This window comes from Brevibacterium yomogidense (genome assembly GCF_900163715.1).
Classification (GTDB): Bacteria; Actinomycetota; Actinomycetes; order Actinomycetales; family Brevibacteriaceae; genus Brevibacterium; species Brevibacterium yomogidense_A.
On the sequence record NZ_FWFF01000010.1, the window covers coordinates 1 to 21,837 of the forward strand.

The 21,837-nt window shown below is 67.7% G+C and carries 18 protein-coding genes; 9 read left to right on the top strand and 9 right to left on the bottom strand.

Annotation, left to right across the window (positions count from 1 at the left end; all coding sequences use genetic code 11):
• Positions 1 to 84 precede the first annotated feature (84 nt).
• Both FM105_RS06260 and glnA read right to left on the bottom strand, forming a co-directional pair.
• Positions 85 to 1,548, bottom strand: a complete 1,464-nt coding sequence (locus tag FM105_RS06260; protein WP_087006436.1) for a mycothione reductase — start codon at positions 1,546 to 1,548, stop codon at positions 85 to 87.
• A gap of 63 nt (positions 1,549 to 1,611) precedes the next feature.
• Complete coding sequence (gene glnA / locus FM105_RS06265; protein WP_087006438.1) at positions 1,612 to 3,036, bottom strand: type I glutamate--ammonia ligase; 1,425 nt, start codon at positions 3,034 to 3,036, stop codon at positions 1,612 to 1,614.
• 154 nt (positions 3,037 to 3,190) lie between these two features.
• Between glnA and FM105_RS06270 the strand changes: the two genes are divergently transcribed.
• The gene (locus FM105_RS06270) at positions 3,191 to 3,739 is read left to right on the top strand and encodes an RDD family protein (protein ID WP_087006440.1); all 549 of its coding nucleotides are present in this window, start codon (positions 3,191 to 3,193) and stop codon (positions 3,737 to 3,739) included.
• Positions 3,740 to 3,881: 142 nt separating this feature from the next.
• On the opposite strand, the gene FM105_RS06275 is transcribed toward FM105_RS06270, so the two are convergent.
• Genes FM105_RS06275 through lipB form a run of 3 tightly spaced genes read right to left on the bottom strand, consistent with a single transcriptional unit; the run spans position 3,882 to position 6,417 of the window.
• Positions 3,882 to 4,640 (bottom strand): DUF4191 domain-containing protein, encoded by a 759-nt coding sequence (locus FM105_RS06275; RefSeq protein WP_087006442.1) that lies wholly within the window; start codon positions 4,638 to 4,640, stop codon positions 3,882 to 3,884.
• 38 nt (positions 4,641 to 4,678) lie between these two features.
• Positions 4,679 to 5,719 carry a lipoyl synthase gene (lipA, locus tag FM105_RS06280; RefSeq protein WP_087006444.1) on the bottom strand — a complete coding sequence of 347 codons (1,041 nt, stop codon included), beginning with the start codon at positions 5,717 to 5,719 and terminating at the stop codon, positions 4,679 to 4,681.
• A gap of 59 nt (positions 5,720 to 5,778) precedes the next feature.
• Positions 5,779 to 6,417: a lipoyl(octanoyl) transferase LipB gene (gene lipB, locus FM105_RS06285; protein WP_087006445.1), complete on the bottom strand. Its 639-nt coding sequence runs from the start codon at positions 6,415 to 6,417 to the stop codon at positions 5,779 to 5,781.
• A gap of 179 nt (positions 6,418 to 6,596) precedes the next feature.
• Here lipB and FM105_RS06290 point away from each other — a divergent pair, with 179 nt between their 5' ends.
• Positions 6,597 to 8,189, top strand: a complete 1,593-nt coding sequence (locus tag FM105_RS06290; RefSeq protein ID WP_087006447.1) for a hypothetical protein — start codon at positions 6,597 to 6,599, stop codon at positions 8,187 to 8,189.
• Positions 8,190 to 8,363: 174 nt separating this feature from the next.
• On the opposite strand, the gene sucB is transcribed toward FM105_RS06290, so the two are convergent.
• The 3 genes from sucB to FM105_RS06305 form a co-directional block, all read right to left on the bottom strand.
• Positions 8,364 to 10,199: a 2-oxoglutarate dehydrogenase, E2 component, dihydrolipoamide succinyltransferase gene (sucB, locus tag FM105_RS06295; protein ID WP_087006449.1), complete on the bottom strand. Its 1,836-nt coding sequence runs from the start codon at positions 10,197 to 10,199 to the stop codon at positions 8,364 to 8,366.
• 21 nt (positions 10,200 to 10,220) lie between these two features.
• Positions 10,221 to 11,612: a dihydrolipoyl dehydrogenase gene (gene lpdA / locus FM105_RS06300; RefSeq protein ID WP_087006451.1), complete on the bottom strand. Its 1,392-nt coding sequence runs from the start codon at positions 11,610 to 11,612 to the stop codon at positions 10,221 to 10,223.
• Positions 11,613 to 11,762: 150 nt separating this feature from the next.
• Positions 11,763 to 13,274, bottom strand: coding sequence for a leucyl aminopeptidase (locus tag FM105_RS06305; protein ID WP_087006453.1), 1,512 nt, complete (start codon positions 13,272 to 13,274; stop codon positions 11,763 to 11,765).
• A 90-nt stretch (positions 13,275 to 13,364) separates the two neighbouring features.
• Between FM105_RS06305 and FM105_RS06310 the strand changes: the two genes are divergently transcribed.
• A complete protein-coding gene (locus tag FM105_RS06310) occupies positions 13,365 to 14,477 on the top strand; it encodes a quinone-dependent dihydroorotate dehydrogenase (RefSeq protein ID WP_087006455.1) in 1,113 nt (370 codons plus the stop codon).
• Positions 14,478 to 14,549: 72 nt separating this feature from the next.
• Here the strand turns inward: FM105_RS06310 and FM105_RS06315 are convergent, their stop codons facing one another.
• Positions 14,550 to 15,176 (bottom strand): DUF3043 domain-containing protein, encoded by a 627-nt coding sequence (locus FM105_RS06315; RefSeq protein WP_087006457.1) that lies wholly within the window; start codon positions 15,174 to 15,176, stop codon positions 14,550 to 14,552.
• Positions 15,177 to 15,196: 20 nt separating this feature from the next.
• Here FM105_RS06315 and FM105_RS06320 point away from each other — a divergent pair, with 20 nt between their 5' ends.
• The 6 genes from FM105_RS06320 (at position 15,197) to FM105_RS06345 (ending at position 21,087) form a co-directional block, all read left to right on the top strand.
• The gene (locus FM105_RS06320; protein WP_087006459.1) at positions 15,197 to 16,591 is read left to right on the top strand and encodes a dipeptidase; all 1,395 of its coding nucleotides are present in this window, start codon (positions 15,197 to 15,199) and stop codon (positions 16,589 to 16,591) included.
• Positions 16,592 to 16,752: 161 nt separating this feature from the next.
• On the top strand, positions 16,753 to 17,106 hold the full coding sequence (locus FM105_RS06325) for a HesB/IscA family protein (RefSeq protein ID WP_087006461.1): 354 nt from the start codon (positions 16,753 to 16,755) through the stop codon (positions 17,104 to 17,106).
• A gap of 167 nt (positions 17,107 to 17,273) precedes the next feature.
• Entirely contained in the window at positions 17,274 to 17,912 is a 639-nt protein-coding gene (gene aat / locus FM105_RS06330) for a leucyl/phenylalanyl-tRNA--protein transferase (RefSeq protein ID WP_306298567.1), read from the top strand.
• A gap of 177 nt (positions 17,913 to 18,089) precedes the next feature.
• Positions 18,090 to 18,983, top strand: a complete 894-nt coding sequence (gene ctaC / locus FM105_RS06335) for an aa3-type cytochrome oxidase subunit II (protein WP_087006464.1) — start codon at positions 18,090 to 18,092, stop codon at positions 18,981 to 18,983.
• Positions 18,983 to 20,689 carry an aa3-type cytochrome oxidase subunit I gene (gene ctaD, locus FM105_RS06340; protein WP_179207098.1) on the top strand — a complete coding sequence of 569 codons (1,707 nt, stop codon included), beginning with the start codon at positions 18,983 to 18,985 and terminating at the stop codon, positions 20,687 to 20,689. Before ctaC ends, ctaD begins: the two co-directional genes overlap by 1 nt.
• Positions 20,686 to 21,087 (top strand): cytochrome c oxidase subunit 4, encoded by a 402-nt coding sequence (locus FM105_RS06345; protein WP_087006468.1) that lies wholly within the window; start codon positions 20,686 to 20,688, stop codon positions 21,085 to 21,087. The genes ctaD and FM105_RS06345 overlap by 4 nt, the downstream gene beginning before the upstream one ends.
• Positions 21,088 to 21,837: the final 750 nt, after the last annotated feature.

The following is a 21,837-nucleotide window of genomic DNA, read 5'->3' on the forward strand; positions in this document are numbered from 1 at the left end:
GACGAAGCGGCCTGACGAAGCGGCCTGACGAAGCGGCCTGACGAAGCGGCCTGACTGAGCGGCACGCGGGCGGCACGCGGACCGCTACGCGAAGTCGAGGTCTAGCAGCGCGTTCTCGACGACCTCGGGCAGGGCCGGGTGGATCCAGTACTGGCCGTGGGCGACCTCGTCCGCCCGCTGGCCGAACGCCATCGCCTGGATGAGCGGCTGGATGATCATCGACGCCTCCGGGCCCATGATGTGAGCCCCGAGGATGCGTCGGGTGTCCTTGTCCGCGATGACCTTCGCGAATCCGGTCCGATCCTCCAGGGCCCACCCGTACGCGACGCCCGCGTAGTCGCGGCGTCCCACGGTGACGGCGGCGCCCGAGGCCCGGGCCTCCTCCTCCGTCATCCCGACGGTGGCGATCTGCGGACGGGTGAAGACGGCGGCGGGCACGGCATGGTGCCGGGTGGCCGTGAGGTCCGCCTCCTGCGCGCCGCCCGGTGTCCCGGAGGCGAGGTCGACGAGGAGGTTGCGCTGGACGACGTCGGCCTCGTGGTTCGCGACGTGCTTGAGCTGGTAGGGCGAGCAGACGTCGCCCAGGGCGAACACGCCGGGCAGCGGATCGCCGCCGCTGAGCACGCGCTGGTGGGCGTCGACCGACAGCCTGCCATCGGCGTGCACATCGAGCCCTGCGGCCACGGGATCCAGACCGGCGGAGTTCGGCTCGCGGCCGACGGCCAGCAGGAGGCGCTCCACGACGATCGGCTCGGGGACCTCGGCGCCGGGGACGCGGCCCGTGGACGCGAAGGTGACCCGCACCCGTCCGTCGTCGGTGAGGGAGACCTCCGAGGCCTCGATGCCGAAGCGGACGTCGTTCTCCGCGGCGAACGCCGCCGTGTAGGCGGCGGACACCTCTGCGTCCTGGTGGGCGAGCATGCTGTCGCCGCGCACGGCCACCGTGGTGTCCGTGCCGATCGAGGTGAAGATGTGCGCGAACTCCGCGGCGATGTATCCGGAGCCCAGGACGAGGACGGAGTCCGGACGGTCGTCGACCCGCATGATGGAGCGCGAGGTGTGGATCGGGTGGCCCGGTTCGTCGACCAGCGCGGGATCCAGCCCCGGGATGGCCGGCACGACGGGGTGCGCACCGGCTGCGATGACGATGCGATCCGCCGTCACCTCGGAGCCGCCGTCGCCCATGAGCGAGTGCGTGCCCGTGAAGCGCAGATGCTCCGTCAGCACGGTGGTGTTGTCGAGCTCTTCGCTGCGATAGCGGCGGCCCGCGGACTCGATCTCGTCGATGCGGGCGAACACGCGATCGCGGATGGCGGGCCAATCGGCCGATGCGAAGTCCGTCTGGAGCCCGAGGTCCCGGGAGTCAGTCGCCTGGCGTGCGACGTCGGCGACATGGACGTACATCTTCGTGGGGATGCACCCTGCGTTGAGGCAGGTGCCGCCGAACAGGGACGGCTCTGCGATCGCGACCCGCAGATCCGCGAAGCGGTCGTCGAGGATGGAGTTCCCTGAGCCGGTGCCGATGACGAGCACGTCGAAATGAGTCATGCGGGAAGTCTAACGAGGGGCCCCGCCGTCGGCGGGACCCCTCAGAGTGTGGACTGGATCGGGTCAGAGCGAGTAGTAGAGCTCGAACTCGGTCGGAGTCGGACGGAGGCGTGCGACCTCGATCTCCTCTTCGCGCTTGTAGCGGATCCAGGTCTCGATGAGGTCCTCGGTGAAGACGTCACCGGCCGTGAGGAAGTCCATGTCCTGCTCGAGTGCGAGAAGAGCCTCGTCGAGCGACCCGGGGATGGTCTCGATCCCCTCCAGCTCCTCCGGGGGGAGCTCGTAGAGGTCCTTGTCGATGGGCTCCGGCGGCTCGATGCGGTTCTTGATCCCGTCCAGGCCCGCCATGAGCTGCGCGGCGAATGCGAGGTACGGGTTCGACGACGGGTCGGGGACGCGGAATTCGAGGCGCTTCGCCTTGGGGGAGGAGCCCGTGACCGGGATGCGGATCGCGGCGGAGCGGTTGCCCGATGAGTACACCAGGTTCACCGGTGCCTCGTACCCGGGGACCAGTCGACGGTAGGAGTTGATCGTCGGGTTCGTGAAGGCGAGGACGGCACCGGCGTGCTCGATGAGGCCGCCGACGTACCAGCGCGCCAGGTCGGACAGGCCCGCGTAGCCGTTCTCGTCGTAGAACAGCGGCTTGCCGTCCTTCCAGAGTGACTGGTGGCAGTGCATGCCGGAGCCGTTGTCGTCGAACATCGGCTTGGGCATGAACGTCGCGGACTTGCCGTTCTCCGTCGCGACGTTCTTCACCACGTACTTGAAGTCCAGGAGCTGGTCCGCCGCGTGCTTGAGCGTGTTGAACGTGTAGTTGATCTCCTGCTGACCGGCCGTCCCGACTTCGTGGTGCGCGCGCTCGACGCTGAAGCCGATCTGCGCGAGCGTCAGCGAGATCTCATCGCGGATGTCTGCGAAGTGGTCCTGGGGCGACACCGGGAAGTAGCCGCCCTTCATGGGTGTCTTGTAGCCGAGGTTGCCGCCCGGCTCATCCGCGCCTGTGTTCCACGCCGCCTCGATCGAATCGATCTGGTAGAAGCTGTGTCCCGGAGTCGTCTGGTAGCGGATGTCGTCGAACAGGTAGAACTCCGCCTCTGCTCCGAAGAACACGGTGTCCGCGATGCCCGTGCTCTTGAGGTAGGCCTCGGCCTTCTCCGCGACCTGGCGCGGATCCCGGGAGTACGGCTCATCCGTGAACGGATCGACGATCGAATGGGTGATGACGAGCGTCTTCGCCTCACGGAACGGATCGATGTAGGCCGAGCTCACATCCGCGAGCAGCTTCATGTCCGACTCGTGGATACCGCGGAAGCCGCGGATCGACGAGCCGTCGAACAGCAGGCCCTCGGTGATCTCGTCCTCGCCGTACGCCTGCGCTGGAAGGTTGAAGTGCTGGACGACGCCCGGCAGATCGCAGAAGCGGATGTCGACGAACTGGACCTCCTGCTTCTGGACGAATTCGATGAGCTCCTGTGCTGTCGTGAACACGCGCACTCTCCTGCTTTCGATTGTGTGTCGGTGAGTCCGGGCGACGGGCCGCCGTGTCGCCACGGGGTCCGGACGTCCGATCCGCTCTCATTCTATCGACCAGAGGCACCTCCCTCGCCACCCGAATGTTCTGCGCGTGTTCAGGGGGAGGCTCTTGACCCGCATCATGGCGTTCGACGTGCGCACAGAGGGCACGGAGGCATCGACTAGCCTGGGACGCATGGTTTCCAAGGGTGAGGACGGCGCGGGCAGGTCCGAGTGGCTGACGGGTCCGACGCTGCCGGAGGGGTCATGGCCGGGCCGCCGGCTGGGTCTTCCGCAGGAGGGTCCGGGGGCGGTCGCATCGATGCTGCGCAGGGTCGGCGGCATCGTGATCGACTGGGTGCTCGCCATCATGATCGCGAACCTCGCGCTCGACCTCGACCTCCTGGCCATGAACATCGCGATCCACTCCATCTTCGCAGTGCTCTACCTGCTGAGCGTGTGGCTCATGGGACGCACGCCGGGCCACCTGGCGATGGGGATCGGCGTGGTCGACATCGAGACGCGGGGGACCCTCGCGTCGACCGGGCCGGTCGGCCTGCTCCGCGCGCTCGTCCGGACGGTGCTCGTCTGCCTGGTGCTCCCCGTCGTCATCGCCGATCCCGATGGCCGCGGACTCCACGACCTGGCGACCCGCACCGTCGTCGTGCGCACCCGCTGACCGCGGCTGTTCATCCAGCAGGATCGTCACACAGCGCAACGGCTGAGGGCCGCACCGAACTGATCGGTGCGGCCCTCTAGCCGTTTCTGCACTGCACGGAGACGATCCCGCGCGTGCAGCGCGCGTGCAGCGCGCGTGCGGGTCAGCGTCCGCGCAGTGCGCGGCGGTCCGGACGGATGTTGTTCGGATCGACGCCCTTGGGGATCGGCGGGCGGGTCGCGAGCGAGCCGATGCCGGTCAGGCGGTTCCGGACTGCGAGGATCTCTGCCTTGTTGAGGCGCTTGGGCAGCTTGTAGAGGGTCTTCGTGAGGTTCTCCATGGGTACCTGGCCCTCGTTCTCACCGCCCTGGAACGTGTGGACCGGGACGCCCTTGACGACCTTCTCGTGGCGGCGCTTCTGCTTCTCGAGCAGCTGCGTCACCTTGTGCCTGCTGCGGCCTTCGCCCACGAGCACCACGCCGGCCCGCCCGGTGGTGCGGAAGACCATCTCCTGCGTGCGGGGGTCGACGGCGATGGGCTGCTCATCCATCAGCCAACCGCGCCGCGCGGTGTTGAGGACCGCTCCGATCGCACCGGCCTGGCCGCGCATCTGATCGAACGCGGCGGTCTCCGCGTACCGGCCGAGCATGAACATCGCGAGCACGGCGCCGGCGAGGAGGCCGGAGATGCCCCAGAGGATGGTGCCGAAGACACCGCCGCTGACGAGCAGGCCGACGAGGACGCCGACCAGCGTGAGACCCACGAGCGCGGCGGCCATGAGCCAGGCGGAAGCGGGGTTGTGCTTCCGGGCGAGGTTGAAGACCTCGCGCATCTGCTGGATTCGGCCGTTCTTCTTGGGGGCCCGGTCCTTCTTCTTGCGGCCGAAGAGGCCCTTGCGGGGGGTTTCGCTGTTCGTTGACATGCTCTCGCTTCGATGCGGACGGGGTGGGAGGGGTCGACTCAGTAGTGTACCTCGTCGCCCTCACCGAAGGCGTCGACGACCGCCTGCGCCTCCTGGCGGGCCGCCACGTCGCGGTCGAGGTGGGCGAGGTGGGCGGGGATCTCCTCGCCTCGTGCGCGCATCGCCTGGGCCCACAGCTTGCCTGCACGGTAGGACGAGCGGACCAGCGGACCGGACATGACGCCCAGGAAGCCCATGCGCTCTCCCTCGTCGCGCAGATCGACGAACGTCTGCGGCTTGACCCAGCGGGTGATGGGGTGGTGACGCTCAGAGGGCCGCATGTACTGCGTGATCGTGAGGAGGTCCGTGCCGGCCTCCTTGAGGTCGTGCATGGCCTCGACGACCTCCTCGTCGGTCTCTCCCATCCCCAGGATGAGGTTCGACTTCGTCACGAGGCCGGCCTCGCGGGCCTTGGTGATGACGGAGAGGGATCGCTCGTACCGGAATCCCGGGCGGATCCGCTTGAAGATGCGGGGAACGGTCTCCACGTTGTGGGCGAGGACCTCGGGGCGGCTGGAGAAGACCTCTGCGAGCTGGTCGTCCTTGGAATCGAAATCGGGGATGAGGAGTTCGACGCCGGTGCCCGCCCCGTCCTCGTACTCCAGCGCGTGGATCCGGCGGACCGTCTCCGCGTACAGCCAGGCGCCGCCATCGTCGAGGTCGTCGCGGGCGACGCCCGTGATCGTGGAGTAGCGCAGTCCCATCTGACGGACGGAGTCCGCGACGCGGCGGGGCTCATCCGCGTCGAAGTCCGCCGGCTTGCCGGTGTCGATCTGGCAGAAGTCACAGCGTCGGGTGCACTGCTCACCGCCGATGAGGAACGTGGCCTCGCGGTCCTCCCAGCACTCGAAGATGTTGGGGCAGCCGGCCTCCTCGCACACGGTGTTCAGTCCGGCGCCGCGCACGAGTGACTTGAGCTGGGTGAATTCCGGGCCGATGTTGGCCTTCGCCTTGATCCAGGCCGGCTTCTGCTCGATGGGCGTCTGCGCATTGCGCGCCTCGATGCGGAGCAGCCTGCGGCCCTCGGGTGCGAGTGTCACGGTGGAGTCCCTTCACTGAGTGAGCGGTGGTGTCGGTATCGCCGGGCGAGTGGTCGTGGTCAGGCGGTGATGTGGTCGTCGAGGAGTTCTGCGAGCCGGTCTGCGATCTGCTCGGGGGTGACGGTGCGCCCCAGCTCCTGGGACATCGAGGTGACGCCGGCGTCGGCGATGCCGCAGGGGATGATCGAGTCGAATCCCGCCGAATCGTTCGAGCAGTTCACCGCGAGTCCGTGCATGGTCACGCCGTCGTGGATGCGGATGCCGATGGCTGCGATCTTGCGCTCGGGGCCGCGGTCGTCAGCGGCGAGCCATACTCCTGCCCGTCCCTCGACGGTGCGTGCGGCGATGCCGTGCTCCGCCATGAGCGCGATGATCGCCTGCTCGATCTGCTCGACGAAGAGGCGGACGTCCTTCGGGTCCTGAAGCCGGTAGATCGCGTATGCGACGAGCTGCCCCGGGCCGTGCCAGGTGATCTTCCCGCCGCGGTCGACGTCGATGACGGGTGTGCCGTCGGTGGGCCGTTCGTGATCCTCGGTCCGCTTCCCCGCCGTGTAGACGGCGTCGTGCTCCAGGAGCAGGAGGGTGGAGGGGCGTTCCCCGCGCACCACGTCGTCGTGATAGCGAGTCTGCAGCGACCATGCGTCGCGGTAGTCGACGAGCTGCGGGTGGTATCCGAGGCGCTCCACGGTGAAAGCCATGTGGCTCACAGTATCCGGCGGGGCCGCGCTGCGGCGCACACCCCACTGTTAACCTCACCACGTCCATCTGGCAAAGGTGGAGGCATCCAGGATAGTCAAACGATATCAAATGCACGTATACTGCATATCACGGCGTCCGAAGGAGTGCGCGACGAAGCGCGCGGAGGGTGGGAGACAGCATGGATGCGGATGCAGCTCGATGGTCGACCGGCGGGGACTGGGCCATCGACGAGCAGATCGATTCGGCACTCCTCCGCGTGCGCCGGGACGAGGAGACGCGCTGGTTCGCCGTGGTGGATTCGGACGCGGTCGGGGAGGCCGAATCCACGGTGTGGCCGTCCGTGCGCGGTGCGAGTGTGGACGGTCGTGCCGGTCTCCTCGTCCCGCGCTGCGAGGGCGGGCTCCTGGAGGACGCCCTCCGACTGCGCGGGGGCATGTCGGCGGCGCTCGCGCTCGGTGTGCTCGATGAGGTCCTCGAGGTGCTCGAGACGGCTCCGGCGGCGCCCTGTGGCGGATCCCGCGCTGCGATCCGCAGCTTCGCGGTGGAACGGGGCGGAGGCGTGGTCCTGGTGCCGGGCCGTTTCCGGGATGGCGCGACGCGGTCGGATGCGGCCGAGCTCGGAGAGCTGCTGCACCTCGCTCTCACCGGGGCGACGTGGGAGGAGACGGGGCTGCCGGTGTCGGAGACCGCGCCCGAGGCCCCGGCCGCCGTCTCCGGACTCGTCACCGACCTGCTCGAGGGGTCGGTGCTCACCGGTGGGGCGACAGTGCCTGCGGACATCGCGGATCTGCGTGCGCGCATCGGGTGCCTGGGCCCGTCGCGTGAGCGCGGCTTCCTGCCCGCTGAGCCCGGGGTGTTCGAGGACGATGCACCGACAGGGACTCTCAGCCCGGAACTCGTCGAGGCGCTGCGGACCTCACCGACCCGCTCTGCGCGCACGAGCGAGTCGCACCAGGTCGGGTCTCGACTGCCCGGTGCACGCGTGCCCGATCGGCCGCCTCAGGGGCGACGGTCGTCCCGGCGTCGTCGGTCGTCTGAGGGTCATCGGTCGTCCCGAGTGCCGACGGCGAACGGTGACGAGGCCAGACCACGGCGCGACCGGCGACGGGCCGAGCGGGGCAGGAGGCATGGGCGCCTCGCGACAGGCATCCTCGTCCTGTGTGCGGCGGCGGTCGCCGTGGGCGCGGTGCTCATGGGCACAGGTGCCGGATCGCACGCTGGCGACGCGGAGGCGAGGCACGCGTCGTCGCAGCCCACTCCGACCACTCCGCTCACTCCGACCAACCCGGCTGACCCGACACCCACTCCGCCGCAGCCTCCCATGCAGCCTTCGATGCCGTCCCCGTCTTCCGCTGCGCCCTCGGAGATCGGCACGCATGCAGCCGGCCCCCTCGACGCCGCAGTCGCACTCACGCGTGCCCGCGCGGAGGCTTTCGCGAACGGCGACGCGGACGCACTGGCCGCGGTGACGGTGCCCGGGTCTCCTGCGGCTGAGGCGGACGCACAGCGCACGCTGGGGGAGTGTGCCGAGTGCGCAGACGCGCTGTCCCTGTCCGACGTCGGCTTCGCAGTCGACCACGAGTCCCGCGGTGACGAGTCCCGGGGCCTGGGTGCGGAACAGGACTTTGAGGAGGGGCAGCCGCCCGCGGACGGGCAGCGGGCGCACGTGCGTGCGACGATGCGCTCCACGGGCACGGCGCCGGTCCCGGTGGTCCTCGTCCTCGAGTGGTCCGACGACCAGTGGCGCGTCCACGACGTGCGGTCGTCGTAAGACTGGCTGTGCCGGCGTGAGGCTGTGCAGGCGTGACGCTCCGTCGCCGTGAGTCTGGGTCGTCGTGGACATCGCACCCGTGGGTGAATGCGTGTGGGGCGGGAGACCGATGGTCTCCCGCCCCACACGTCGACAGGTGCCGCTCAGCGCGTCAGCGCTGCGGGCTCCCGCTCATCAGAGCTCGAGGTCGCCCTCGAAGTCGGCCTCCTGCAGACGCTCACGGATCGTCTTGAGGAAGCGACCCGCATCCGCACCGTCCACCAGCTCATGGTTGTAGGTGAGCGGCAGGTGCACCATGTCGCGGACTGCGATCGACTCCGCGCCGTCGGCGGTCTTGACGACCATGGGACGACGGACGATCGTCCCGACGCCCAGGATGCCGGACTGCGGGTAGTTGATGATCGGTGTGTCCATGATCGCGCCGAAGCTGCCGATGTTGGTCACGGAGAACGTGCCGCCGGACAGCTCATCGGGCTTGATCTTGTTGTTGCGCGTCCTGTCGGCCAGATCGTCGATGGCCTTCGAGATGCCGGCGATCGACAGATCGCCCGCATCCTTGATGACCGGGACGAGCAGACCGCGCGGCGTGTCGACTGCGATGCCGACGTGCTCGTGACCGAAGTACTCGATCTCCTTGCCGTCCGCACCCAGCTGCGCGTTCATCTCCGGATGGATCTGCAGCGCTTCGACGACCGCCTTGATGAAGAACGGCAGGTACGTCAGTTTCACGCCGTGCTTCTCCTGGAAGGCGTCCTTGGTCGACTTCCGCAGATTCGCGACACCGGTGACGTCGACCTCGGACACCTGCGTGAGCTGCGAGGTGTTCTGCAGCGATTCGCGCATGCGCTTCGCGATCGTCTGACGGATCCGCGAAGACTTCTGCGTCGTGCCGCGCAGCTTCTTCGCCTCCTCCGACAGCTCCACGACGCGCGGTCCGGAACCGCCGGACGTGCCGGTGGCTCCGCTGACCGGTGCGGGAGAGGCCGCCGCATTGAGCACGTCCTGCTTGCGGATGCGACCACCGACGCCGGTGCCCTTGATCGACGTGAGATCGACGCCCTTGCTCTTGGCGAGCTTGCGGACCAGCGGTGTCACGTAGGCGGCGTTGTCACCCGACACGCTGCGTGCGATGTCCTCACCTGATGCGGGGGTGTCTCCACCGCTCACGACCTGAGGAGTGTCCTCGGCCGGCGCGGAGGACGGTTCCGGTGCGGACTCCTCAGCCGGTTCGGGCTGGGACTCCTCGGCCGGAGCCTCGTCCTCTGCAGGTGCCTCCTCCGCGGGGGCCTCTTCGGCCTCGGCAGCGGGTGCCTCATCCGATCCGGAATCATCCGAACCGCCGGCGGCATCCTCGGACCCGACCAGCGCGAGCTTCGCGCCGACCTCGACCTCCTCGTCCTCTTCTGCGAAGAGTTCGAGGACCGTGCCGGCGACGGGGGAGGGGACCTCGGTGTCGACCTTGTCGGTGGAGACCTCGAGCAGCGGCTCGTCGACCTCGATCGTTTCGCCGACCTCCTTGAGCCACCGGGTGACGGTGCCTTCCGTCACGGACTCGCCGAGCGCGGGCATCGTGACCTCGGTCGCGTCGCCGGATCCCGACGACGCCTTCGGTGCGGGTGCCGCCTCGGGCTCTGCTGCGGACGCGTCCTCCGGCTCGTCGGCCTCGTCCTCGGACGGTGCCTCGTCGGCCTCGTCCGCTGACTCCTCTGCCGTGTCCTCGGCGGGTGCGGATTCCTCAGCGGATGCCTCGGCGTCGCTCGAGCCGCCGCCGGATCCGTCACCGATCACGGCGAGCGCACCGCCGACCTCGACGTCGTCGTCCTCTTCCGCGAGGATCTCTTCGACGACTCCCGCGTACGGGGAGGGGATCTCAGTGTCGACCTTGTCGGTGGAGACCTCGAGCAACGGCTCGTCGACCTCGATCGACTCTCCGACCTCCTTGAGCCACCGGGTGACAGTGCCCTCGGTGACCGATTCGCCCAGAGCGGGCATGTTCACTGTGTTGGACATCGTGTTCGACTCCTTCGGGACTCAGTTGTGCGCGTGGAGCGGCTTGCCGGTGAGGGCGAGGAACGCCTCTCCGATGGCTTCGTTCTGGGTGGGGTGCGCGTGGATGAGCTGCGCGACCTCCTCCGGGAACGCTTCCCAGTTGATGATGAGCTGCGCCTCGCCGGCCTGCTCGCTCAACCGGGCTCCGATCCCGTGGATGCCGAGCACCGGGCCGTCCTTCTCACGGACGACCTTGATGATGCCGGTCGACTTGAGGATGACGGTCTTGCCGTTGCCCGCGAGGTTGTAGTCGAGGGTCTCGATGCTGTCCTCGCCGTACTGCTCAGCGGCCTGCTTCTCCGTGATGCCCACGGAGAAGATCTCCGGCTCCGAGTAGGTGACGCGGGGGACGCCGGACTCGACGAGCGGCGCGGGGTTCAGGCCCGCGATCTCCTCTGCGACGAAGATGCCGTGCGCGAACGAGCGGTGCGCGAGCTGCAGGCCGGGGGTGATGTCGCCGATCGCGTAGACGTTCCCGACGCCCGTGTGCTGGCGCTCATCGACGATGACGAAGCCGCGGTCCGTCGTGATTCCCTGGTCCTCGTAGCCGAAGCCCTGGGTGACGGGGCCGCGGCCCACGGCCACGAGCAGGTAGTCCGCGTCGAGGACGGTGCCGTCCTCGAGCTCCACGTGCACCTGGTCGTCGTCCTGCGTGACGCCCTTGAACATCTTGCCGGTCTTCACGCCGATCTTGCGCTTCTTGAAGGCCCGCTCGAGGTTCTTGGAGATCGCCTCGTCCTCGTTCGCCACGAGTCGGGGGAGTCCCTCGACGATGGTGACCTTCGCACCGAAGGAGGTCCACACACTGGCGAACTCGACGCCGATCACGCCGCCGCCCAGGACGATCGCCGACTCCGGGACGTCCTTGAGGTGGAGCGCCTCCGTGGAGGTGAGCACGCGACCGGAGATGTCGATGCCGATCGTCTTCGGCTCGGAGCCCGTCGCGAGGATGATGTTCTTGCCCGTGACGGTCACGCCGCCCTCATCGTTGGACACCTGGACCGTGTCCGTGCCGGTGAGCTTGCCCTCGCCGGAGATGTAGTCGATGCCGCGAACCTTCACGAGCCCCTGGAGGCCCTTGTAGTTCTTGGAGATGACATCGTCCTTGTAGGCGAGCACACCCTCGATGTCGATGCCCTGGAATTCGGCCTTGATGCCGAACTGCTCGGCCGACTTCGCCGTCTCCGCGACTTCTGCGGCGTGGAGCAGGGCCTTGGTCGGGACGCAGCCGCGGTGGAGGCACGTGCCGCCCACCTTGTCGCGTTCGATGAGTGCGACGCTCATCCCGAGCGTCGCGGCGCGGAAGGCGGCGGCGTATCCGGCCGTCCCGCCCCCCAGGATCACAAGATCATAGTTCTCTGACGATTCGGTCACGGAGCACTCCTCAATATCCGGCGGACTCTTTGCCACACATGGGCCTCGAGCTCAATCATTCCACTTAACGAGGGGGTTGGGACCCCTATTCCCGGTCGTTTCACGGTGAGGGCGATCACGCGGCGCCCCCACCGTCGGCATTCCCGCCGCTCACGCTCCGGCCAGACGGGCCGCGAGCTCGACGAGGGTGCGCACCGGCACTCCCGTCCCGCCCTTGCCCGTGTAGCCGTGGGGGCCTTCGCCGTTGAACGAGGGTCCTGCGATGTCCAGGTGCGCCCATTCGACGCCGTCTTCCACGAACTCCTGGAGGAACGCAGCGGCGGCGAGCATGCCGCCGGAGCGACCGCCCGCGTTCGTGAGGTCCGCGGTGTTCGAGTCGAAGGAGCGGATCATCTCCTCTGGGATGGGCATCGGCCACATCGGCTCGCCGGATGCCTCCGCCGCGAGGACCAGCTTGTTGCGGGCATCGTCCGTGCCCATGACGCCCGTGGTGCGCAGCCCCAGCGCCACGACCTGCGCGCCCGTGAGCGTCGCGATGTCGACGATGAGGTCCGGGGACTCCTCCTGCGCGGCGACCAGGGCATCGGCGAGCACCAGGCGTCCCTCGGCGTCCGTGTTCGTCACCTCGACGGTCTTCCCGCCGTAGATGCGCAGGACGTCGGCCGGCCGCTGCGCGGATCCGGACGGCATGTTCTCTGCGAGGGCGAGCCACGCGGTGACCCGGACGGGCAGCCCCAGGCGTGCGATCGCGAAGATCGACTGCGCTGCGGCGGCCGCCCCGGCCATGTCCGACTTCATCTCCTCCATCTTCGCCGGCGGCTTGAGCGAGATGCCGCCGGAGTCGAAGGTGATGCCCTTGCCCACGAGCGACAGGTGCGTCGCAGCCTTCTTGGGCGCGTACGAGATCTTCACGAGGCGGGGGCCGCGGGTCGAACCGCCGCCCACACCGATCAGACCGCCGAACCCGCGGGAGCGCAGGGTGTCCTCGTCGAGCACCTCGACGGTGACCTTGGCCTTCTTGAGGTCGCCGGATCCCGCCTGGTCGACGACGGCCTGCGCGAACGAGGCGGGGAACAGGTCGAGCGGAGGCTGGTTCACGAGGTCGCGGGCGCCCGCGGATGCGGCGGCGATCGTCGCGGCGCGGTCGAGTCCGGCCTTCGCGGATGTCGGGGCGACGAGCGTGAGGGTCGAGACCGGATTCTTGTCCGTGCCGTCGGACAGGTATGCGGTGTAGCGGTACGAGCCGAGCAGTGCGCCGGTGGCGACGGCCTCGGCGGATGCCGAGTCCGCGACGGGGAAGGCGAGGCCGACGGAGTCCGTCTTCTCCAGCGAGCGCAGGGCGGTGCCCGCGGCACGGCGCAGCGTCTCGAGGTGAGCGCTGTCGGATTCGGCCTCGTCGCCGATCCCTGCGAGCACGACCGAGGTCGCCTTGAAGCCGGTGGGTGCCGGTATCCGGACGGTCGAGCCGGCCTTCCCCGTGTGGCCGACGGCCTCCGCTGCGGCCGTGAGCGCCTGCGCCTGCTTCTTCGCCAGGCCCGGGGCTGCGGGGACGCCTCCCGTCTGGTTCTGCTGGAACGCGACGACGAGTGCATCGACGGTGAGCGCGGCGGGATCGCCGGTGGCGCGCGCGAGCGTCGGGAGGGGAGTGCTGGGGGTGACCATCGAGGGTCCTTCCGTGAGTCGGATGGTGTCCGTCCCTACCCTAGTCCGGTGGGAGTCGCAGGTGAGGGCGGGGCGGATAGACTCCGGCTCGTGGACAATTCCCTGTATTCGCTCGTCTTCCGTGCCGTGTTCGCGCCGATGGATGCGGAGCGCGCTCACCACCTCAGCTTCACGGCCCTGCGCGGACTCGATTCGCTGCCGGGACTGCGGGCCGCGTTCGGCGCAGTGCTGTCGGCCGGGACCGATGATCCGGTCGAGGTGCTGGGCCTGCCTTTCCGCAACCGCGTGGGGCTGGCCGCCGGGTTCGACAAGGAGGGCGGCGGGGTCCGCGCCCTGTCGCGTCTGGGGTTCGGACACATCGAGATCGGGACGGTGACGGGACAGGCGCAGCCGGGCAACGAGCGTCCGCGGCTCTTCCGCCTGCTCGCGCACGACGCGATCCTCAACCGCATGGGCTTCAACAACGCAGGGTCGCATGCCGCCGCAGCCGCGGTCGCGCAGCAGCGGGACCTCGTCGAAGAGCTGCCGGCATCACGGCGACCGATCATCGGGGTCAACATCGGCAAGACCAAGGTCGTCGAGGCGGCGGATGCGGCATCGGACTACGCCGTGTCGACGCGGGAGCTGGCGCCGCTGGCCGACTACCTCGTCATCAACGTGTCCTCGCCGAACACTCCGGGCCTCCGCGACCTGCAGGCGGCGGACTCGCTGCGCCCCATCATCACCGCGGTGCGCGACACCGCCGCGAAGGTCGTCGCGGCCCCGCGCTCGACACTCGGCCACGTTCCGCTGCTCGTGAAGCTCGCGCCGGACCTGGCGGACGGCGACGTGCGGGAACTGGTCGATCTTGCGATCGCGGAGCGGGTCGACGGCCTGGTGCTCACGAACACGACGATCGATCGCGAGGTTCTGACGGGAGCAGACCGGGACTTCGCGCGGGGCGAGGCCGGGGGGATCTCCGGACGGCCGCTCGCCGCACGATCGATGGAGGTGCTGCGCCTGGTGCGCGCCCACCTGGACCGCGCCCACCCGGGATCGCCGATGGCACTGGTATCCGCCGGGGGAGTCGGCGATGCCCGGGACGTCGCAGCTCGCCTGGGTGCGGGGGCAGACCTCGTGCAGGCCTACTCCGGACTCATCTACGGCGGACCGACGTGGCCCGGTCAGGTGGTCCGCGGAAGCCGTGGCGGACGGCGGCGGTGAGCGGGTGGATATGAGGAGGGGCCGGGCGATCGCCCGGCCCCTCCTCATTTCATGCGCGCTGTGCCGTCCGGGTCAGGACGGGTACTGGCCGCGCTTCACAACAGCCTTGGGCACGCGGAGGCGGCGGATCTGCACGGAGCGCATGATCGCGTAGAAGTTGGTGCCGCGCTGGATGGAATCCTCGCCGAACTTCGTCTTGAGGCGACCGCGCAGCAGGACGCAGAGCAGGACGCTGTCGAGCAGGATCAGGATGATCAGGCCGTAGACGATGAAGTTCGCGATCATCGCCCACTGCTGTCCGCCGAACATACCGGCGAGCAGCACGACGAGTGCGATCGGGATGAACATCTCTCCGATCGAGAACCGTGCGTCGACGTAGTCGCGGATGTACCGGCGCTGCGGCCCGGCGTCACGGGGCCCGAGGAACCTCTCGTCCCCGTTCATCACACCGATCCGGGATTCGTCGCGTCGACGACGCATCTCCTCGCGCGCACGCTTGTCAGCGGCCTTGCGGTCGCCACCGACCAGAGGGCGCTGATTGCGCGCTTCCTGGTCGCTGCGCTTGGGCGTGGGGCGATTCTTCTTCTGCTCCGCGGAGTGCGCGGCGGGCTCGGCGTCAGCGCCGACCGCTGTGTCGTCGTGCGACGACGCGCGCTGATCCGGGTCAGCTTCCTGGGGCTTACTCTTCCGTCCGAACACGCAATGAATAGTATCGGATCATGACTGACTCACAGCATCCGCGTCCCGCGTCCGCTCGCGCAGCGGAGCTCCACACCGCACTGGACACCGTCTTCGACCAGGTGAAGGAGACGCTCGCGTCGCTCGTCGCACTCCCGTCGATCGCCTGGCCGTCCTTCGACCAGTCCCATGTCGCCGCGTCCGCCGAGGCCGTCGCCGGCCTGGCCCGGGAGGCGGGCTTCCCGTCGGTGGAGGTCCTCACAGCGCCCACGGCATCCGGTGTCGACGGCGCACCCGCTGTCGTGGCACGTCGAGAGGGTCCGGCGGGTGCTCGGACAGTGGTCCTCTACGCACACCACGACGTCCAGCCCACGGGGGACGAGGCCCTGTGGAACACCCCGCCGTTCGTCGCGACGGAGATCGGCGATCGGATCTACGGACGAGGCGCAGCCGATGACAAGGCCGGCATCCTCGTCCACCTCACCGCTCTGCGCCTGCTGGGCGACGACCTCGGCGTCGGTGTGGTCCTCTTCGTGGAGGGGGAGGAGGAGGCGGGCTCCCCGAGCTTCCAGAACTTCCTCCGCACGCACCGGGACAAGCTGGCGGGCGACGTCATCGTGGTCGCGGACTCCGGCAACTGGAAGGTCGGCACGCCGGCGCTGACCACCAGCCTGCGCGGCATGGCATCGCTCGAGTTCACCGTGTCCACCCTGGACCACGCGGTGCATTCCGGGATGTACGGGGGAGTGGTGCCCGACGCCGCCCTCGCGATGACGAGACTGCTGGCGACCCTCCACGGTGAGAGCGGGGCGGTGGCGGTGTCCGGCCTCGGCGGCGAGACGCGCGCCGATGTGGAGTACGACGAGGCGGAGCTCCGCCGGGATTCGGGAGTGCTCGACGGCGTGGAGCTCATCGGTGACGGATCGCTGGCCTCCCGCCTGTGGTCCCAGCCATCGATCACCGTCATCGGCCTGGACCTGCCGAATGTCGACGTCTCCTCGAACACGCTGCAGCACTCCGTGCGCGCGAAGCTGAGCATCCGGGTCGCCCCGGGCGGGACCCCGGCCGACGCACTGGCAGCGGTCAAGGAGCATCTGCGCTCCCACGCTCCGTTCGGTGCGCAGGTCGAGTTCGGGGCGGAGGAGGGCGGCAGCCCGTGGCGGGCGGACACCGAGGACCCGGTCGTCGACACCGCGATGGCCGCGCTGTCCGACGGCTTCGGAACGGAAGCGGTGCAGGTGGGCCTGGGCGGGTCGATCCCCTTCATCGCGGACCTGCTCGGGGAGTTCCCCTCCGCGTCGATCCTGGTGACAGGAGTGGAGGATCCCGATGCGCGGGCGCACAGCGCCAACGAGTCGCTGCATGTGCCGGACTTCCGGTCGGCGATCGTGTCTGAGGCGCTGCTCCTCGAGGCGCTGGGGCGCGCCGAGGGATAGCCGCTGGGCCGGGATGAGGGATAGGGGGCTGGGCCGGAATGCAGGTCGTCCGACGCGGCGGAATAGGAGCGGCCGTCGCGGTGTTCCGAGGTGTAGCCTGAGAGGACCAACGATCGACAGTGCGATCTGCGACGTTCCCCGAATCGTGCGAAGGAGATCCGATGACCGTCACCGACACGACGACCGTGCCCCACGGAGTCGAACTGACAGACACAGCCGCCGACAAGGTGCGCAACCTGCTCGAGCAGGAGGGCCGTGACGACCTGCGACTGCGCGTCGCAGTGCAGCCCGGTGGCTGCTCCGGTCTCATCTACCAGCTGTACTTCGACGAGCGCACGCTCGACGGAGACGCGGTGCGAGACTTCGACGGCGTCGAAGTGATCGTCGACAAGATGAGCGTTCCATACCTGGGTGAGTCGAAGATCGATTTCTCCGACACCATCGAGAAGCAGGGCTTCACGATCGACAACCCCAACGCCGCGGGCTCCTGCGCGTGCGGTGATTCGTTCCACTGACCCACAGGCGCACTGCGATGGCGGGATCGGGTTCCTCACGGAAGCCCGGTCCCGCTGTGCGTTGCAGGGGAGGTGCGCTGCCGGCGAGGTTCAGCAGCTCGGTGGCTCAGCGGCTTGGAGGCTCAGCGGCTCGCGAGTCGGTGGTCACGTGTTCGATCGGAGGAACGATGATGCACGACGAGGACCTCAAAGCGGTGTCGGTCGGCTTCACCGGTGAGGTGGACCTGGTCATGTCCGCTTATCGAGCGGGTCTCTTCCCGATGGGGCTGGGCGATGACGGCGGCCCCCCGATGGGGTGGTGGGCCCCGACCGTCCGCGGTGTGCTGCTTCCCGGCGGACTGCGGGTGAGCAGGAGCCTGCGCCGCTCGATGCGCGACTTCACCTTCACCGTCGATCAGTCGTTCCCCGCCGTCGTCGCAGGGTGCGCGGACACCTCACGGGAGGGCTCGTGGATCACTGAGGGCTTCGCACGGATGTACGACGACCTCCACGCGGCCGGATGGGCGCATTCGGTCGAGGTGCGCGATGCGGACGGCGCGCTGGTCGGCGGACTCTTCGGCATCAGCTTCGGAGCGGTGTTCGTCGGTGAATCGATGTTCCATGCGGCTACGGACGCGTCGAAGGCGGCGCTCGTCCACCTCTCGGACCTCCTCGATGAGCGGTGCGGGGACCGCTGGATGGTCGACGTGCAGTGGTCGACTGAGCACCTCGAGAGCCTCGGCGTGTCGGAGCTGACGGGGCTCGAATACCTCGATCGGCTCCACCGTGCGGAAGGTGCTCCCGATTCTGAGGCCTTTTTCAGCTGAAGCCCCGCCAACGTGAATTTCTACGCCGTGTAGCGGTAAGGTGTGGGAGACAAAGTCAGAGTTCGGTGACCAGGGCATCTACACCCTTGTCCGCGTTCCGCATTCACGGTGCATCCGGAGTGGGAACCGGCAGGGTCGGCCACCCTGGGGCACCGACAGAGGTTCGAAAGGCTGCACGTGGATTCTCCGAATCAGCCAGCACCGGGGGCGCGCGCGTCCTGGGCCAAGCGGCTCGGTGTGATCGGCGCAGCGGCGGCAACGACACTGCTCGCCGGATGCACGACGGAACAGTGGGAGGTCGGCTTCCTCCATCCCGACTCCAAGGGCGCCACTTCCCACACCGATCACTACATCGCGCTGTGGAACGGCGGATGGATCGCCGCACTCATCGTGGGTGCCATCACCTGGGGCCTGCTGCTGTGGTGCATCGTCGCCTATCGCCGCAAGAAGTCCGATCGCGGCCTGCCCGTCCAGATGCGCTACAACATGCCGGTGGAGATCCTCTACACGGTCGTTCCGATCATCCTGGTCCTCGCGTTCTTCTTCGAGAACGTCAAGACGTTGGACAACACCATCAACGACGACACGGAACCGGAACAGGTCATCGAGGTCTATGGCAAGCAGTGGGCCTGGGACTTCAACTACGTGACGGAGGACGTCCACTACGCCGGAGTTCAGGCGAACCTGGATGGCACTGAGCAGCCGGGCATCGATGCGCCCACGCTCTACCTCCCCTCGAACACGGATCTCGAGCTCAAGCTCGAATCCCGCGACGTGGTGCACTCCTTCTGGATCCCCGCGTTCCTCGAGAAGCGCGACATGTTCCCCGGTCACTCGTCGAGCATCCATCTCCAGGCCCTCAAGGAGGGCGACTACATGGGCAAGTGCGCAGAGCTCTGCGGCGAGTTCCATGCGGAGATGATCTTCAACGTCAAGGTCGTCTCGCCGACCGAATACGACGACTACATCCAGTCCCTGCGCGATCAGGGCAATGAGGGTGTCCTGGGTGAGGAATACAACCGCACCGAGTGGTACCACAACCCCTACGAGCAGGAAGGGGCTGAGAACTGATGACTGCGACTGACTCGCGTCCTGCCGGCATCGTCGGTGCGCCCGCCGATCCGGTACCGACCAGCAAGGGTCGTATCTTCGTCAGCTGGATCACCTCCACTGACCACAAGACGATCGGATACATGTATCTGATCAGCTCCTTCCTCTTCTTCTGCCTCGGCGGCGTGATGGCTCTGCTCATCCGTCTGGAGCTGTGGGAGCCGGGGATGCAGATCCTCGAGACCAAAGAGCAGTACAACCAGATGTTCACCATGCACGGCACGGTGATGCTGCTGATGTTCGCGACACCGCTGTTCTCCGGCTTCGCGAATGTGCTGATGCCTCTTCAGATCGGCGCACCCGACGTCGCCTTCCCGCGACTGAACTCGTTCGCGTTCTGGCTCTTCTCCTTCGGCTCGCTCATCGCGCTGGCAGGCTTCCTCACACCTCAGGGTGCGGCCTCGTTCGGCTGGACGGCGTACGCGCCGCTGTCGAACACCACGTTCACCCCGGGCATCGGTGGTCATCTCTGGGTGATGGGCCTCGCCTTCCAGGGCTTCGGCACCATCCTCGGCTCGGTGAACTTCATCGCCACGATCCTCACGCTGCGCGCTCCGGGCATGACGATGTTCCGCATGTCGATCTTCACGTGGAACACGCTCATCACCGGTGTGCTCGTGCTCATGGCGTTCCCGCCGCTGGCCGCCGCGCTGCTGGGCCTCGCGTCCGACCGGATCCTCGGTGGACACATCTTCAGTCCGGAGAACGGAGGTCCGCTGCTCTGGCAGCACCTCTTCTGGTTCTTCGGGCACCCGGAGGTCTACGTCATCGCTCTGCCGTTCTTCGGCATCGTGTCGGAGATCTTCCCGGTCTTCAGCCGCAAGCCGATCTTCGGCTACGTCGGTCTCGTGTACGCCACGATCGCGATCGCCGCGCTGTCCGTCACGGTGTGGGCACACCACATGTACGTGACCGGTGCCGTGATGCTGCCGTTCTTCGCGTTCATGACGATGCTGATCGCGGTTCCGACCGGTGTGAAGATCTACAACTGGATCGGCACACTGTGGAGGGGCTCGCTCACGTTCGAGACGCCCATGCTGTGGTCGCTCGGCTTCCTCGTGACATTCGTGTTCGGCGGTCTGACGGGAGTCATCCTCAGTTCGCCGGCGCTTGATCAGCAGGTGTCCGACTCCTACTTCGTCGTCGCTCACTTCCACTACGTCGTCTTCGGCACCGTGGTGTTCGCGATGTTCGCCGGCTTCTACTTCTGGTGGCCGAAGTGGACGGGCAAGATGCTGGACGAGACGCTGGGCAAGATCCACTTCTGGGTCCTGTTCATCGGCTTCCACATGACGTTCCTCGTGCAGCACTGGCTGGGCGCAGACGGCATGCCGCGCCGTTACGCCGACTACCTGCCGCAGGACGGTTGGACGTTCCTCAACCAGGTGTCCACCGTGGGATCCCTGATCCTCGGCCTGTCGATGATTCCGTTCTTCTGGAACGTGTGGATCACGTCGCGCAAGGCCCCCAAGGTCACGGTCAACGACCCGTGGGGCTACGGCGGATCGCTCGAGTGGGCGACGTCCTGCCCGCCGCCGCGTCACAACTTCACATCGCTTCCGCGCATCCGCTCCGAGCGCCCTGCGTTCGAAGCGAACCATCCGGAACTGCTGGAGCTCGCGGCCGCCGGTCACGGTGCCGCTGAGGCCAAGGAGGTCGCCAAGTGAAGACAGGCGCATGGATCTTCGGTCTGGGTATCTTCTTCTTCGCGCCCGTCGCGATCGTCTACGGCTTCCTGACCGACTTCACGGAGTGGGTCGGGCTCGCCGGACTCATCCTGGTGGGCGGTATGGCCCTCATGATCGGCGTCTACCTGTGGACGTGGGAGAAGAAGCACCCACAGCTGCCGATGGATGACATCGATGGTGAGATCGAGGACGAGTACTACGAGTACGGCTTCTACTCCCCATGGAGCTGGTGGCCGATCACCGTGGCCACGGGCGCGGCACTGTGCTTTGTAGCGGTTGCAGTCGGCTGGTGGATCTTCCCGTTCGGCGGCGTCATCGCCATCGTGGGAATGGTCGGTCTGATCTACGAATACGATCGCGGCAAGTTCGCGCACTGATCGGAGCGCGACGGGTTGACCTCGTCGTGGGCCTCGCACTCTGACACACAGGAGGGCGGGATGGAAGGAGACTTCCATCCCGCCCTCCTGTGTCTCTGCTGCGCGTGCTGCGGGTAGTCGGACTGGTGGAGCAGAGCGGGCGCATCGCGTGTCGTTGGAGGCGCTCCTACTCGAGCGTCTTCCTTCTACCCGAGCCTGTGCCTACCCAACCCAGTGCCCACCCGAGCCACCAGCTTTCATCAGACCGCATAGCAAGGAAGTTGTGCGGTCTGATGAATGGGCGTGTCTCGCGCGGGTATGCGCTCGACCCGGCGGTGTCTCGGGACATCGGTGACACTTCTGCACCGGGACATCGGTGGCACTTCTGCATCAGGACATCCGTGACGGTGTGCACGGTCCCGGTGGGGACACTTCCCCACAGCGATCGATGGGTGAGCAGAATCGCCCAAGCACATCTCCGCGTCGGCTCTGCGGCCTCTCAATGGGTGGAGGAGCCAAGCGATGGGCTGCGAGTCGAGGTGATCACCGGAAAGCCGCTCAACGCGACTGCGGAGCTCAAGAAGGAATCCTTCTCCACTGTGGTCGGCATTGCCACGCTTCGCCGTCGATACGGGGGCGATCTTCACCCGCCGTTGGCATCCGCGGCGCAGACCACCGCCCACAGTTGTCTCAGATGCCCGTATCCGCTCTATTCGACGAGCTCGTGACCTTGGGGCCGCGGCGGAAGGTTTCCGGGACGATGTAGGACCG

What these genes read in the sequence shown, in the direction of transcription:
- FM105_RS06290 (WP_087006447.1), top strand. Translation starts at nt 6,597, where the DNA reads ATGGATGCGGATGCAGCTCGATGGTCGACCGGCGGGGACTGGGCCATC.
- FM105_RS06275 (WP_087006442.1), bottom strand. Translation starts at nt 4,640, where the DNA reads ATGTCAACGAACAGCGAAACCCCCCGCAAGGGCCTCTTCGGCCGCAAG.
- FM105_RS06305 (WP_087006453.1), bottom strand. Translation starts at nt 13,274, where the DNA reads ATGGTCACCCCCAGCACTCCCCTCCCGACGCTCGCGCGCGCCACCGGC.
- ctaD (WP_179207098.1), top strand. Translation starts at nt 18,983, where the DNA reads ATGACTGCGACTGACTCGCGTCCTGCCGGCATCGTCGGTGCGCCCGCC.
- aat (WP_306298567.1), top strand. Translation starts at nt 17,274, where the DNA reads ATGATGCACGACGAGGACCTCAAAGCGGTGTCGGTCGGCTTCACCGGT.
- FM105_RS06260 (WP_087006436.1), bottom strand. Translation starts at nt 1,548, where the DNA reads ATGACTCATTTCGACGTGCTCGTCATCGGCACCGGCTCAGGGAACTCC.
- FM105_RS06325 (WP_087006461.1), top strand. Translation starts at nt 16,753, where the DNA reads ATGACCGTCACCGACACGACGACCGTGCCCCACGGAGTCGAACTGACA.
- FM105_RS06320 (WP_087006459.1), top strand. Translation starts at nt 15,197, where the DNA reads ATGACTGACTCACAGCATCCGCGTCCCGCGTCCGCTCGCGCAGCGGAG.
- sucB (WP_087006449.1), bottom strand. Translation starts at nt 10,199, where the DNA reads ATGTCCAACACAGTGAACATGCCCGCTCTGGGCGAATCGGTCACCGAG.
- lipB (WP_087006445.1), bottom strand. Translation starts at nt 6,417, where the DNA reads ATGGCTTTCACCGTGGAGCGCCTCGGATACCACCCGCAGCTCGTCGAC.